Annotated in this window: 14 protein-coding genes; 3 read left to right on the top strand and 11 right to left on the bottom strand. The window is 60.9% G+C overall.

Going from position 1 to position 14,743, the window contains the following annotated elements; genetic code table 11:
- Window positions 1–4 precede the first annotated feature (4 nt).
- The 7 genes from tadA to treP form a co-directional block, all read right to left on the bottom strand.
- Entirely contained in the window at window positions 5–496 is a 492-nt protein-coding gene (gene tadA / locus M5C71_RS08080; RefSeq protein WP_103498516.1) for a tRNA adenosine(34) deaminase TadA, read from the bottom strand.
- Complete coding sequence (locus M5C71_RS08075) at window positions 496–1,872, bottom strand: multicopper oxidase family protein (RefSeq protein WP_103498517.1); 1,377 nt, start codon at window positions 1,870–1,872, stop codon at window positions 496–498. Before M5C71_RS08075 ends, tadA begins: the two co-directional genes overlap by 1 nt.
- Before the next feature lie 88 nt (window positions 1,873–1,960).
- A complete protein-coding gene (locus M5C71_RS08070; protein WP_152740950.1) occupies window positions 1,961–2,251 on the bottom strand; it encodes a PTS transporter subunit EIIB in 291 nt (96 codons plus the stop codon).
- Between the two features lie 2 nt (window positions 2,252–2,253).
- Complete coding sequence (ptsP, locus tag M5C71_RS08065; RefSeq protein WP_248767598.1) at window positions 2,254–4,791, bottom strand: phosphoenolpyruvate--protein phosphotransferase; 2,538 nt, start codon at window positions 4,789–4,791, stop codon at window positions 2,254–2,256.
- A 63-nt stretch (window positions 4,792–4,854) separates the two neighbouring features.
- Window positions 4,855–6,078: a carbohydrate porin gene (locus tag M5C71_RS08060; protein WP_103498520.1), complete on the bottom strand. Its 1,224-nt coding sequence runs from the start codon at window positions 6,076–6,078 to the stop codon at window positions 4,855–4,857.
- 100 nt (window positions 6,079–6,178) lie between these two features.
- Entirely contained in the window at window positions 6,179–7,828 is a 1,650-nt protein-coding gene (treC, locus tag M5C71_RS08055) for an alpha,alpha-phosphotrehalase (protein WP_248767597.1), read from the bottom strand.
- An 82-nt stretch (window positions 7,829–7,910) separates the two neighbouring features.
- Window positions 7,911–9,353: a PTS system trehalose-specific EIIBC component gene (gene treP / locus M5C71_RS08050; RefSeq protein WP_152740953.1), complete on the bottom strand. Its 1,443-nt coding sequence runs from the start codon at window positions 9,351–9,353 to the stop codon at window positions 7,911–7,913.
- Window positions 9,354–9,579: 226 nt separating this feature from the next.
- Here treP and treR point away from each other — a divergent pair, with 226 nt between their 5' ends.
- Window positions 9,580–10,284, top strand: coding sequence for a trehalose operon repressor (gene treR / locus M5C71_RS08045; RefSeq protein ID WP_248767596.1), 705 nt, complete (start codon window positions 9,580–9,582; stop codon window positions 10,282–10,284).
- A 19-nt stretch (window positions 10,285–10,303) separates the two neighbouring features.
- Here the strand turns inward: treR and M5C71_RS08040 are convergent, their stop codons facing one another.
- The 3 genes from M5C71_RS08040 to M5C71_RS08030 form a co-directional block, all read right to left on the bottom strand.
- Window positions 10,304–10,825 (bottom strand): DNA-binding protein, encoded by a 522-nt coding sequence (locus M5C71_RS08040; protein ID WP_248746302.1) that lies wholly within the window; start codon window positions 10,823–10,825, stop codon window positions 10,304–10,306.
- Window positions 10,826–10,829: 4 nt separating this feature from the next.
- The gene (locus M5C71_RS08035) at window positions 10,830–11,108 is read right to left on the bottom strand and encodes a hypothetical protein (protein ID WP_248746303.1); all 279 of its coding nucleotides are present in this window, start codon (window positions 11,106–11,108) and stop codon (window positions 10,830–10,832) included.
- 196 nt (window positions 11,109–11,304) lie between these two features.
- Window positions 11,305–12,270, bottom strand: a complete 966-nt coding sequence (locus tag M5C71_RS08030) for a helix-turn-helix domain-containing protein (protein WP_248767614.1) — start codon at window positions 12,268–12,270, stop codon at window positions 11,305–11,307.
- A 108-nt stretch (window positions 12,271–12,378) separates the two neighbouring features.
- Between M5C71_RS08030 and M5C71_RS08025 the strand changes: the two genes are divergently transcribed.
- Window positions 12,379–12,672, top strand: a complete 294-nt coding sequence (locus M5C71_RS08025) for a hypothetical protein (protein WP_248746305.1) — start codon at window positions 12,379–12,381, stop codon at window positions 12,670–12,672.
- 137 nt (window positions 12,673–12,809) lie between these two features.
- Entirely contained in the window at window positions 12,810–13,640 is an 831-nt protein-coding gene (locus M5C71_RS08020) for a class I SAM-dependent methyltransferase (RefSeq protein ID WP_248746306.1), read from the top strand.
- Between the two features lie 57 nt (window positions 13,641–13,697).
- Here the strand turns inward: M5C71_RS08020 and M5C71_RS08015 are convergent, their stop codons facing one another.
- Window positions 13,698–14,645 (bottom strand): hypothetical protein, encoded by a 948-nt coding sequence (locus tag M5C71_RS08015; protein WP_248746307.1) that lies wholly within the window; start codon window positions 14,643–14,645, stop codon window positions 13,698–13,700.
- Between the last annotated feature and the right edge of the window lie 98 nt (window positions 14,646–14,743).

Raw genomic sequence — 14,743 nt, 5'->3', positions numbered from 1 at the left:
CGACTCAGGACTTGCTTCTGCGCGCCTTGAAGAACTCGCTGAGGATCGCCCCGCACTCCTCGGCCAGTACCCCTCCTTCGAACAACACCCGGTGATTGAGAAAGTCCTGGGTAAAGAACTGCCCCTGGCTCTGCACGATCCCGGCCTTGGGTTCCAGTGCGCCATAGACCACCCGTGCAATCCGCGAATGCACGATCAACCCGGCGCACATGCTGCACGGCTCCAGGGTCACGTACAGCGTACTGCCCGGCAGCCGGTAGTTGTCGAGCGCCTGGGCGGCGGCGCGGATGGCGACCATCTCGGCATGGGCGCTCGGATCGCTGCCGCTGATCGGGCAATTGAAGCCACGTCCGATGATCTCGCCGTCCTGCACCAGTACCGCACCCACCGGCACCTCGCCCAACAAGGCACCTTGGGCAGCCAGCGCCAGGGCTTCACGCATGAAGTCCTGGTCGCGGCTGCGGTCGATGATCGGCGCCGGCCGTATCTGACGCATCAGGCCACCTCGATGGCGGCCATCAGGCCGGTTTCCATATGGTCGATCACATGGCAATGGAACATCCACACCCCCGGGTTATCCGCGACCAACGCCACCCGCGCCCGCTCGTTCTTGCCCAGCAGGTAGGTGTCGGTGAAGTACGGCGTGATCGCCTTGCGGTTCGAGGCGATGACCTTGAAGCTCATGCCGTGCAAGTGGATCGGGTGCTGATACTGGGTCATGTTCTTCAATTCGAAAATATAGCTCTTGCCCTTCACCAGCTTGGCGATGGGTCGGTCGGCGCAGGTCTTGTCGGTGATGTCCCAGGCCTTGCCATTGATCTGCCAGAGACTCGGCGGCTGGCCATTATCGACGTTCACCGAAACCGAGCCAACCCATTCGAAATTGAAGTTGAGCTTTTCTGCGTTCGCCAGGTCCGGCTCGGCTATCGGATTGGCCGGCAAGGCCTTCGGCCAGTCGGTCGCCATGCCGCTGTCGGCCACCGAACGAAAGGTCGCCAGACGCACCGGACCGTTACGCAGCGATAGCTCTTCACCAGCCGCCGGCGCCTTGATCGCCAGGCAGATGCGCATCCCCGGTCCCAGCCAGTATTCCTTGCCCAACGGACGCGGCTCCACCGGATTGCCGTCCAGCGCATAGATCTGCGCCTCGACACCGGGGATATTGAGCCGATAGGTCAGGGTGTTGTCGAGGTTGAGCAGGCGAACCCGAGTGATCTGTCCGGCCGGTAAGTCGACCACGGCTTGCGACACGCCATTGACGGTCGACAGGCGCCCCGCCGTGCCCCCACGCGCGGCTTCACGGGGAATGCTGAAAGGCACGAAGGCGCCGGCTTCATCGACGTGCCAGCTTTTCAGGCTCAAGGTGCGTTCGTGCTGGAAACCGCTGGGCTCGCGCTCTTCGACGATCAGCGGGCCGACCAGCCCGCGCCCCAGTTCCTCACTGCTGTTGACGTGGGGGTGATACCAGTAGCTGCCGGCGTCCGGGACGCGGAACTTGTAGTCGAAGTATTCACCGGGCAATACCGGCAGTTGCGACACGTAGGGCACGCCGTCCATTTCCAGCGGCAGGCGGATACCGTGCCAGTGAATGGTGGTGGCCACCGGCAGGTGGTTGATAAAGCGCACCCGCAGCCACTCGCCCTGACGCACCCGCAACTCGGTGCCCGGTGCCGATGGGCCGAAGGCCCAGGCCGGGGTTTGATGCCCGGCCACCAGCTCGACGTCCAGGGGCGCGGCGATCAGCTCATAGTCATGGCCGGCATCGGCATCGGCCATTTTCCCCAACCAGTAACGCGATGCACCGCCGGCGCCAACGCCCACCACTGCAAGACCGGCCAGTCCACCGAGTATCTGTCGACGGGTAAAGGACATGAACGCAACCACCTCACCTATTCAGCCGCGCACCAGGGCGCGCAAAAGGCGAATACGATACACCCGCAGTTGCGAAATCGTAAGAAAATCAGTCCAGGCCCAGCAACAAATGGGTCACGCCACCGGCCAATATCATCACCCCGGCGACACCCGCCGCCCGCAATGCCGACTGATCGATCCGGGCACTGTCATTCAAGGCCACACGCAGGCGGGTCAGGGCCACGCGCTGGTGGGACTTGAGATTGCCTTCGCCACCCAGGGCCGCGACGATCTCCGGGCGCAACGCCTCTTCTGCCGTGGCAACCGGCGTACTCGGTTGATCCGCCACCAGGTCCGGTGTCAGGGCTTTCCAGAATGCCCGTTGAAATTTCTCGAACATGTTCAGTTCTCCAGGACCCGCGGCTGCAGCGCCGTGGTGTGTTGATGATCGAGCAGGGCTTCACGCACCTGCCCGGCGTTTTCCAGGCCAAGAATTCGTTGGGCCAACACTTGGCACTCCGTCAACTCGACCTCGCGGACCGCCGCCTTGATCGCCGGAATCAGCGGTACGCTGACCGACAGTTCATCCACGCCCAAGCCCAGCAACACCGGCACCGCCAGGGCCTCGGAGGCCAGCGCGCCACACACGCTGACCGGCTTGCCATGGGCATGGGCGGCTTTCACGGTGGTGGCGATCAGGCGCAATACCGCCGGGTGCAGGCTGTCGGCCTGGCTCGCCAGTTGCGGGTGATCACGGTCCATGGCCAGGGTGTATTGGGTCAGGTCATTGGTGCCGATGGAAAAGAAGTCCACCTCCGGGGCGAACAGATCGGCCATCAGGGCCGCCGCCGGCACTTCGATCATGATCCCCAGTTTCGGCAACGCCTTGAGGCCCAGGGCCAGGGCTTCATCCTCGAGGAACTGGCGTGCCTGCCGCAACTCGGACAGTTGGGTAATCATCGGCAGCATGATGTGCAACTGGGTCAGGCCGGCACAGGCGAGAATCCCCCGCAATTGCTGACGCAGCAGTTCCGGGCGTTGCAGGCACAACCGAATCCCGCGCATGCCGAGGAAGGGGTTGGCTTCAGTGTCCATCGGCACATAGGCCAGGGGTTTGTCGCCACCGACGTCAAGGGTCCGTACCACCAGATTGCGCTGGGGCCCCAGGGCCCGGGCAATGGCCGAATAGGTCGCGGCCTGCTCCTCGACACTCGGCGCGCTCTGACGCTCCAGATAGAGAAACTCGGAACGCAGCAAGCCGACCCCCTCACCGCCCAGGGTCAACGACTGCTCCACCTCTTGCAGCGAGGCGACGTTGGCGGTCACCTCGAAATGGTGACCGTCACGGGTACGCGCCGCCTCGGACGCCTGCTCCTTCTCGCGCTGGTGGCGCTGGTGTTGCTGCTGGCGCTTGACCAACAGGCGTTGCACATCCGCCTCTTCCGGCATCAGATGCAGGCGCCCGAGGTCGGCATCGAGCAGCACCTGGGTACCGGCGGGCACCTTCAGGACCTCGGCGGGCAAACCGCAGAGCGCCGGCAAACCGAATGCCCGGGCCAGGATCGCCACATGGCTGGTCGCCCCACCACCGACGGTGACGAAGCCGAGGACCCGACGGGTATCGAGTGCGGCCGTTTGCGACGGGGTCAGTTGCTCGGCAATCAGGATGGCGTCGTCCGGCATCTCGGTGACCCGCTCCTCGACCCCGAGAATCAGCCGCAGCACGCGCTGGCCGACGTCCTTCAAATCCAGCGCGCGCTCCGCCAGCAAGCTGCTGCCCAGGCGTTCGAACAGCGCGCAGGTGTCCTCGGTGACCTGGCGCCAGGCGAACGCCGCGCTTTTACCCTGGGCGAGCAGGACCCGGGCCTGCTCCAGCAGGCTCGGGTCTTCCAGCAATTCCTGATGCGCGCGGAAAATCTGCGCCTGGGCGCTGCCCTCGGTGTTGTCCCGCAGCCGCTGCAAGGCCTGGGTCGCCTCGTCCAGAGCCCGTTCGAGCGATGCGCGCTCATGGGGCTCGTCGGAACCGAATTCCGGAACTTCCAGCCGCTGTTCGGCCACCTGCACCACCCGACCGAACGCCGAACCCGGCGAAGCACAAACGCCGCGCAACAGGCTCGGCGAAGACGCCTCGACCACCACGGGAATATCGATCACCGCCGCAGGCTCGACCGACTCACCACACCCCTCGGCCAGCAAGGCCGCCAACGCGTCGATGGCGGCCTGGGCATCCTCGCCCACCGCACTGACCTGCAACACATCGCCACGCACCGTCTGCAAGGCCATGATCGCCACCAGGGACTTGGCATTCGCGCTGTCCTGGCGCCGATGCACCACGATGCTCGCGGCAAAACCCTTGGCCGCCTGGGCCAGCACCGCCGCCGGACGGGCGTGCAGACCGTTGGCGTTGGGCAAGGTCACCGGGCTTGAGAACAACGCCTCGCCTTCCTCTTCCACCACCGGGCCCGCCGATGCGCCGTTGTGCTCGATCCGCAACAGTGGCGCGCCGCTTTCAATCAAACCACTGGCCGGAGCCAGCCGGGTGAACGTCTCGCCACTGACCACCAACACCAGGGTCAACAGACTGCGGGCGTGCAAGGCGATGTAGTCGACATCGAACTCGATCAACGCCTGCCCGGCCGTCACCCGCTCACCTTCGCGGACCAGGGCGGTGAAGCCCTTGCCCTGAAGCTGCACGGTGTCCAGGCCGATATGCATCAGCACCTGCACACCCTGGTCGTCGGTAATGCTGATGGCATGGCCGCTGGCCTGGACATTGCTCACCACCCCGGCCAACGGTGCGCAGAGCACCGAAGACGTCGGGTCGATGCACAGGCCATCGCCGATCATGCGACTGGAGAACACCGGATCAGGCACCTGATCCAGTTCGATCAGCACCCCGGACAGGGGCGCGAGCAGTTCCAGGGAAGGGGTTGCGGTCATGACATCACCTTTATCATTGTTCTTTGAAGCGCCGGCGCGGCGAAGGCCACGCCAGCATAGGACTTATTCCCACCAATACTCGACCTGCACACCGAAATTGGAGCCATGCAGGGCGCTGCCGAAACTACCGGTATCGGACAACGCCGACCCCGCATCGAACTGATTGGCCGCACGCTGGGCCGCCGCATTCCAGCTGGCATAGGTGTAGTAGAGGCGTATCTCCGGCCGAGTCCAGAAATCCGGACCTCTGGGTGACCAGGTAGGGGCGAAGGTAAACTTGCTGAGCTTGCGGGTACCGCCCGGCGCCTCGATCTGGTCATGGCCCAGTTCGGTCACCAACTTGAACTGCTCGGTAATGGCGTAGGTCGGACGTACCCCCAGGGAGATCCAGTTCTGGCCCTGGCCGTCGGGACGAATGTCCTTCTGGTACACGGCCTCGATCTGCCCGCCGAATTGTCGGGTGATCTGCCAGTCGAAAAACTCGACCGCGCGGTAGCTCTTGTTGCTGGTGTCCAGGGTCGGATCGCCGGTGTAGCCCAGCCCGGTACCCGGCCCCTCGCCGTATTGCAGGGCGAACTTGTTCTTGCCGCCGAGGAAGTTCTTCTGCACATGCTGCGCGGTGATGGCCCAACCCTGATGGGTATCGCGGCGATTCGGTGCATCAAGGTAACTGGCACCGAGCTCCACTTCGCCATCGGTATTGGTCTTGAAGCCGGCGACGTTGAAGTCGTGACGATTGATATAGTCCTTCTGGTACAGGTTGTCCTTGCGCGAGAAGGCATAGCTGTATTTCAGGTCGCCGATCTTCACATTCTCGATACCACCGCCCGTGGCGCTCTGGTTCCAGTAGTAGAAGTCGGAGATATGGATGTCGTTACGCTTGTAGTAACGCCGCCCGGCCCACACCGAGCCGCCATTGAGCGAGGGCAGGTTCGACCACTTGGCGAACATCTGCGGCATCCGCACCGTGCCGTTGTCACCGTCAAAACTGGGATTGTGATCGTACTTGTTGTACAGCGACGCCATCCCGTCGACGCTGACCACCGACCCGTCATCGAGTTTCAGCACGTCCTGGCGCAACTCAAGTTCCCCGTACTGTTCACACTCGTTACCCAGGCGATACTTGGATTGCGCACCAGGCAAATGGAAACAGCTTTGCGAGCCGCCGCCGGTCGAACCGCCCAGGCCGCTACGCAAGTAACCGGCGAACTCCAGGGCCTGGGCCGAGAATGGCAACCCCAGGCATACACAAGACACCACAAGACCGCGATTTATTGTTGTTTTCATTGGCTCCCCCATTATTTTTATTGTGTAGTGCTTGTTGATTATCGGGCGCGGCTCTCCCGCGCACGATTTGATGCGAACGGCATTTAATGAATGAAACGTCTTACTTTTCTGACAGGTGCAATACAAAAGATTCGTAAGGTTTCAGCGACAGATATCGGCTACGCGGCACGTCGTCGATGTAGTTGCCGATCACCAGACGCTGGCTCTGGCCGTCGATGAAAACGCCTTCGGGCAACGCCACTTCGCAAGGCTCGGCATAGAAGTTGTTCACCACCAGCAATCGCTCGCCCTGCCCTTCCCGCACATAGGCCCAGACCCGTGGATGATCGGGCAACAACTGGCGGTAGACGCCGTCCACCATCAGCGCTTCGCTGCGCCGCAAACCGACCAGGGCGCGGTAGTGATGCAGCACCGAGCCGCTATCGTCGAACTGTTTGTCGACGTTGATCCAGGCCGCATTCGGCGGCACATCGATCCAGGGTTGGGCCGTGCTGAAACCGGCATTCGGCTGCGCATTCCATTGCATCGGCGTGCGACTGTTGTCGCGGGATTTCTGCATGATCGCCGCCATGCTCCGGGCTTCGGACTCGCCGGCCTCGCGCTTGAGCCGGTAGATGTTCAGGGTCTCGACATCGCGGTACTGCTCGATGGACTCGAAGCCCGGATTGGTCATGCCCAGCTCTTCGCCTTGATAGATGTACGGCGTGCCCTGGAGAAAATGCAATGCGGTGGCGAGCATCTTCGCCGACACGTCCCGGTATTCACCGTCATGACCGAAGCGCGAGACCACCCGCGGCTGGTCGTGGTTACACCAGAACAACGCATTCCAGCCACCACCGGCCTGCATGCCGGTCTGCCAGTCGGAGAGGATGCGCTTGAGTTCGAGGAAATCGAAATCGGCGCGAACCCATTTCTCCATGTTCGGATAATCGACCTTCAGGTGATGGAAATTGAAGGTCATCGACAGCTCGCGGGACTGCGGATGCGAATAGCGGATGCAGTGCGCAAGGCTGGTGGAGGACATTTCGCCGACATTGATCAGGTCATGGCCTTCGAAGACTTCGCGATGCATTTCCTGCAGGTAGTCGTGCACGTTCGGACCGTCGGTGTAGAAACGGCGGCCGTCGCTGGCGTCCTCGGGAAAGTCGGCGGGCTTGGAGATCAGGTTGATCACATCCAGGCGGAAACCACCGACACCCTTGTCGCGCCAGAAGCGCATCATCTTGAACACTTCCTGGCGCACCTGGGGATTGTCCCAGTTCAGGTCGGCCTGGGTGTGGTCGAACAGGTGCAGGTAGTACTGGCCGGTCTGGGCCTCATACTCCCAGGCATTGCCGCCGAACTTCGACTCCCAGTTGTTCGGCTGGTCGCGCCAGATGTAGAAGTCCCGGTACGGGTTGTCGAGGCTGCTGCGGGCCTGGCGGAACCATTCGTGCTCGATGGAGGTGTGGTTGACCACGATATCGAGCATCAGCGTGATGCCACGCTTGTCGGCTTCGGCGATCAGCAGGTCGCAGTCGGCCATGGTCCCATAGCTCGGGTCGATGGCGTAGTAGTCGCTGATGTCGTAGCCGTTGTCACGTTGCGGCGAACGCAGGAACGGCGTGATCCACAGGCAATCGACGCCCAGCCACTTGAGGTAGTCGAGCTTGTCGACCACCCCCAGCAGATCGCCGGTGGCCTGGCCTGAGTGGCTGTAGAAACTTTTCGGGTAGATCTGGTAGATCACCGAACGCTGCCAGTCTTGCATGGGGATTCCTTGGTAGTGCCAGTGGTAGCTGTGTGGTGTTTTGCGGCGTCAGCGCGAGCACCCTCGCGCTGACGCTGCCGGATCAGGCGACGCGGTAGCCGGGCCGGACGATTTTCAGGCTCAACCCGCAGGTCAGCACGAACGGCACGACCATGGCGATGACCATGCCGACGATAAACATCGGGATGTATTGCGGAATGATCGAGATAAAGCCCGGCAGGCCACCCACGCCGATGGCCGAGGCCTGGACCTTGTTCAGCGAGAGGAAGATGCTGCCCAGCGCCGAACCGATCAGCGCGGCATAGAACGGAAACTTGTAGCGCAGGTTGACGCCGAACATCGCCGGCTCCGTGATACCGAAGTAGGCGGAAATCGCCGAGGTCGACGCCATGCTGCGGTCCCGTGCATTGCGGCTCATATAGAACACCGCCAGTGCCGCGCTGCCCTGGGCCAGGTTGGACATGACGATCATCGGCCAGATGAAGGTGCCACCCTGGGTGGCGATCAGTTGCAGGTCCACCGCGAGGAACATGTGGTGCATGCCGGTGATCACCAGTGGCGCGTAGAGCAGGCCGAAGATCGCGCCGCCGAGCACCGGGGCCACATCGAACAGCATGACCACGCCTTCGGTGATCAGGATGCCCAGGTGACGGGTCACCGGACCGATGACCGCCAGCGCCAGCACGCCGGTCACGACGATGGTGGTAATAGGCACCACCAGCAGTTGAATGGCATTCGGCACCCGCGCCCGCAGCCATTTCTCGATGACGCTCATGACATAGGCAGCCATCAGGATCGGCAGGATCTGCCCTTGGTAGCCAACCTTCTCGATCCGGAACCAGCCGAAGATGTTGAAGTACGGCAGGCTCTGGCCGTCCAGGCCGGCAACCGCCTTGCCGTAGTTCCAGGCATTGAGCAGGTCGGGGTGCACCAGCATCAGGCCGAGCACGATGCCGAGGATTTCACTGCCGCCAAACCGCTTGGCCGCCGACCAGCCGACCAGGGCCGGGAGGAACACGAAGGAGGTGTTGGCCATCAGATTGATCAGGCTCCACACGCCATCCAGGGACGGGTAGGCCTCCAGCAGGGTCTTGCCGTCGATGAACATGCCCTTGGCGCCCATGAGGTTGTTCACCCCCATCAGCAGGCCGGCAATGATCAGCGCCGGCAGGATCGGCATGAACACATCGGAGAACACCCGCACCAGACGCTGTACCGCGTTGATCTTGTCGGCGCTCTTCTGCTTGACGTCGGCGATGGTCGAGGCGGCCAGCCCGGTGATTTCCCGCAGGGCGGCGTAGACCCGCTCCACTTCCCCCGGACCGATGACGATCTGGAACAAGCCGCCGGTGAAAAAGGTGCCTTTCACCAGGTCGATATTGGACAACGCGGCCTTGTCGACCAGGCTCGGGTCCTTGAGGGCCAGACGCAGACGGGTGACACAGTGAGCGGCCTGCTCGAGGTTTTCAGCGCCACCGAGGCCTTGCAGCAGCTCGCGGGCGATATTCGGATAGTCGTGGCTCATGCTTTTCTTCCACTGTTTCTTGTTATTGGAGGGTGTTGGCAGCACACAGGAATGAAAAATACTCGTCTGTACGAGTTAAAGCAACAACTCGTACAGACGAGCTATGGGTTTATCGGTAAAAGATCCGACAAATGGACAAAGTTTCGGCCTGCCCTTAAGGTTCAGGATCACAGCACATAGCGTCGGCTACCCTGTTGGCGAGTACTTTCGATCCAGAGCGACCAGCATGAGTAAATACAACCAGATCTACAGTGATCTGCTTGCCAGCATTACCACAGAGCAATTGGAAAAAGGCGCCCGACTGCCGTCGGAAACCGAACTGATGGACAGCTACCAGGCCAGCCGCGGCACCGTGCGCAAGGCCATCGAGCAACTGCAGGAACGCGGTTTCGCCCAGAAGATCCATGGCAAGGGCACCTTCGTGCTGTCACGCAGCCCGATCGAGTTTCAATTGGGCGGCATCGTCAGTTTCCAGGAGGCCCACTCCAGTCTTGGCAGCAATATTGGCACCGAAGTGGTGGAGTTCAGCGAGATCCCCCTTGAAGGCCCGCTTCAGGAGCGCCTGGACGCCGAGCCGGGCAGTTCGGTGATTCGCATCAAGCGGGTGCGGCGGATCGACGGCAAGCGGATCATCCTCGACATCAACTATTTCGTCGCCGACCTGATCCCCGGCCTGACCCGGGAGATCGCCGAACAGTCGATCTATGCCTATATCGAGAAAACCCTGCAACTAAGCATCAGCTTCGCCCAGCGCACCATCGAGGCGGCCCGTTGCAGCCGGGACGATGTGCTACACCTGGACCTGGATGGGGCCAGCCATGTGATCGTGGTGAAGAACCAGACGTTTTTGCACGATGGCCGGCAGTTCGAATACACCGAGTCGCGGCACACCCTGGACAAGTTCTACTTTTCGGATGTGGCAAGGCGCTGAGCCGTTGATGTCGGGCGATTCATAGCACCAGCGCCAGCCACTCGGGGTTCACCGAGCCGAGCTTGCTGGTAGCTTTCGTGAGGTTGATATCCTGGGCCGCCTGCGCGGTTTCAATCATCAAGGGCTGAAGGTCATAGCCGCGGCCTTCGAGCCAGCCCAAGACTTCCGCCAGGTGCCAGACCGAAGCGCTGCCTTCGTGGACCGCCAACGGAAATGACGCGCCATGACTGAGCATGAGCTTGCGCATATTCTGCCGCGAAACGCCGACGATATCGGCGATATCCGAAAGGCCGACCAGATCCGGCACGACCTCGATAAGTCGAGCATCGGGGATAGCGCGCTTGACGTCTTGCAAAGCACTGAGCAGTGCCTGAGCGGCGCTGTCGGCATCCCGAGAGAACATCAGCGCCAGCCTTCCGGGGATTCCGGAGCCGATCAGCGAATCATCGCAACCGTTCTCCAGCAAAAGCTCGATTAACACATCATGATCGCGGTTTTGCTCTGAGAGCTGGTATCTCAAAGTGAACTCATACTCCTCCATGCTTCTACTCCTTAAACGTTTCAATCAGAGGGTCATCACTGGCGCGGTTCAGATCACAGTTATCAACAACCAGCCGCAATTTACGGACATGCTTGTATACGTTACGTGGAGTGCTATACACGCTCGTCATGCAAAACTCGCCGCATCGACACAACTCACTATTGAGCGGGCAGTACATCCGGCCCCAGGCATGCGAACCACCCACTGTGATTCGCCAACCCAATGCCTCTGCATGACGCAGTACGTTCTCGATCTCCTTGATCGGGTGTCTTGTTCTAGCCATCCATAGCCTCCAGTCTTGCGCCATGCGCAATGGTTGTCAACTGACAACCAAATCCATTTATCGACAAAAAATGACACTCCCGGCACTTCAATTCAGTGCCGGTTTCTTGAGTGTAGGGAGGGATGGCGTCGAGGCTCAGCGAGGTATTTACGAGGTGTTGCGAGGGCTGGATGAACGCTGTTTCGTATACGGGCCGTCAGCGCAAATCAGCACGCAGCTCACGCACGCCGCGCCCGAGTCGTCGGCGCAAGAGCGTACGTAGCGTGGCTCCGTCTTCGTAACCGACTTCGGTGGCAATCGCTTCAATGTCGAGCCCACTGCCATGCAGCAGCGATTGCGCGCGTTCGACCCGCAGATCCTGAAAATAGGCCAGCGGTGACTTGCCCAGCACTTCCTGGCAACGGCGCTGCAACGTCCGCGTGCTGACCGCCAGCGCACTCGCCGCTTCCTGCAACGAAAATCCGGCCCTCAGATGATCGCGGGCCCAGCGTTCGAACAGCTGGATCAACGGATCGGCCTGGGCCAGATGGTTGGGGATGATGTAGGGCGCCTGGAGGGAACGAATATCGGCCAGCAGGTAGCGCGAAACCAGGGCCGACAATTCCGGGCTCGCCGAGCGGATCAACCAGAGGACCAGGTCGAGATGGCCCATTGCGGCGCCAGCGGTCACACCGATGTCCGTGGGCACGAGCATACGCGACTCGTCGAGCAGCACCCGCGGATAACGTTGCCGAAACAGCGGCGCCAGCGACCAGGTCGTCGTCGCCTGCCGATCATCGAGCAGACCGGCCTCCGCCAGCAGGAAGGTACCGATACAGGCAGCAGCAATCCGTACGCCTTCGCCGTGCCAGGTGCGCAGTTGCGCCATGGCCCGTTTCACATCGGCCCGATCAAGGGCGGGGATCAGCCGATCCGGAGTGATCGTATTCAGTGCCGGCACGATTACCCAATCCGGCTTCAGGTCCGACGTGATGGCCTGTACGGGAATCGTGAAGCCCTGGCCGGAACGCACCCTTTTGTTCACACCGACGGTTGAGACCTCGAAACGTGGTGCTCCGCCAGCCAGGAGGGATGCGAGCCCATTCGCCGCCCGGAGCGAATCGAGCGTCACCGCCAGCCCGGTATCGAATAATCCATCAAGAGCGAGCACTGAAATTCGCATGGCGTAAATGACCATAAAGTTGTCATTTGTGATGATAAGGTTTTCGGTCGGCGAGGACTACTGTGCTCTCCATTGCGCAACGCAATAAACCTCAATCAGGAGAGTCACATGAAAGTCCTAGCCATCGCCTCGATCAACCAGCCACTCACCCCGGAACAGCGCCAACAGATCATGCCCAGTGAAGTACCGGCTACGCTCAAGCTCTATCTCGACGGCAAGATCGAACAATTCTGGTTCCGCCAGGACAAGCCCGGGGTGATTTTCCTCATGAACGTCGAAACCCTCGAAGAGGCCAAAGCGGCGGTGGAATCGCTGCCACTGACGGCAGGCGGCTTTGCCGAGTATGAGTTGATGCACGTCGGTCCACTCGCCCCGCTCGGCTTGTTGCTGCAGGGCCGCTAAGCGCAGGCGGCGCCGAATTTTTCGAAAACCACGGGGCGCGTCCGGTAGCCGGCCGCCCCGTCACCGGCCACCATGGCAGGCGCTTCTCACTCAGGGGCGAGTCAGCCCGAAGAGATGGCATCAGGAGGAATTGGAAGATGGCCGAAACAACAGAGATCACACAGCATTACGGGCAGGCGAGCTTGATCGAACGCCTGCAGATTGCGCTGAAAGCCGATGGGCTCGACAAGAAACCACTCTCTTGCGAGGATCTTGCTTCGCTGGATCAATTTCACTCCCGTGGCCTGGCAGCCACGGTAGAACTGGCGAGTGCGCTTGAGATCGACAGCACAATGCAGGTTCTCGATATTGGCTCGGGCCTCGGCGGGCCGTCGCGTTATCTCGCGGCCACCTATGGCTGCTCAGTGCAGGGCATAGACCTCAGCCGGTCGTTTGTCGATGCGGCAACCTTTCTCGCGCAGCGATGCTCCCTGGCGGACAAAGTCACCTATCAACAAGGGGACGCCCTCGCCCTGCCATTCGCTACGGGTACTTTCGACGTGGCCTGGACCCAGCACGTCGCCATGAACATTGCCGACCGCAACACACTGTATGCCGAGGCGTTTCGGGTGTTGCGGCCCGGTGGCCGCCTGGCTATTTACGATGTCGTGGCAGCGTCCGATGCGCCCTTGCACTACCCGGTGCCCTGGGCATCCGGTCCACAGATGAGTTTCCTCGTCATGGCAGACGAAATGCGCAGTGTCTTGATCGAACAAGGTTTCCGGATCACCTCCTGGATCGACTGCACAGAAGCCGGCGCGGCCTGGTTTGCAGAACGGAAGAAGGTCCAGATGCAGTCACCCGCATCGCCAGCGCTTGGACTGCATGTCGTGATGGGTTCGGATTTCGGCACGATGAGCAACAATCTCACGCGCAATTTGCGCGAGGGGCGCGCGGGGCTTATACAAGCGGTCGTTGAAAGGGCTTGATGTGGGCGATCATTTTGCTACTCAGCGCTTGCTCAGCAACATTGGAGGTCGCTCACATCACCGACGAGGCGTTTCGGCACCTGGAATCAGCACGGCGCGATGCCAGTTGCGATGCCAGGCTATGAATTTATCGGTTTGCGCATCCGCCCATCCAGGATGCGTTGCTTTCATGGTCGCATACCAGTCGTAAAACTGGAGTAGCTCTTCTTTATCCATCATCGATGACCAGGGTGGCAGCTTCAGTGTCCTTTCACACGCATCCGATGGCGCGGCGTCTGCCGTGTGCGGCAAGCCCAAGGACTCGATAGTGTCGATGCGCTTGATATCTAGCTGCGCCTGGTCCGCGTACTCGCTACGAAATTGATAATCTTTGGGCGCCACTACGCTATACCAGCCGATACGGTTTTTTACTTTGTCGAGCGGGGCTTCGAGAATGACAAGTTGATGCTCTTCCACGGCTGGCGGCGCCGTCTGCCAAGGCGGGCGAAATCCTGGATGGCGCCATTTGAAGTATCCGTCTGGATGCTGACCGAGCAGTTCCATTCCCACGTAGACATGGCCCTTCCTGACCATGACGAATTGGGTGATCTGCCCCTGTGGAAATCCTCTCACTTCCTGGACGAAGTGCCTGCCGCCATCAGTCGAAAAAACCAGTTGCTCATAACCACCAGCCACTATCGCCAGTACCACGTCTGGATCGTCGCTGGAGAAAGTAATCCTGGGCACTTGCGAGCGACCAACATAGGTATCAATGCCGTTTCTCTCGTCGACAAATCTTATCGGGCCGATGCAACGGTGGTCCAACTCCGCCGTGAACCAGCGATTGCTGTCCCATTGCCAGGCTTTTTGTGGCGGAGCGGTGATGCCATCTGCTTCGTCAAGTTGACGGGTGTACGGAGCCGGTGCGGTGGGTGCCGGAATCTCTGGATGTGTCGCACAAGCGGAGAGGAAAATGACGAGAGAAATCAACCCGAGTTGACGATATGGAAATCGAATCGCTGCCATGGGGCTCTTCAATAAATAGAACAGAGCAGAAGAGATTAGCAGGCCAAAGCCTTATGACGCCGTCAGCGCTGGCACGCCCCTGGCAAGCATCCCTCTGA

It is taken from the genome of Pseudomonas sp. MWU12-2345 (genome assembly GCF_023242385.1).
Lineage (GTDB): Bacteria > Pseudomonadota > Gammaproteobacteria > Pseudomonadales > Pseudomonadaceae > Aquipseudomonas > Aquipseudomonas gingeri_D.
This window is presented reverse-complemented; position numbering and strand designations above follow the sequence as displayed.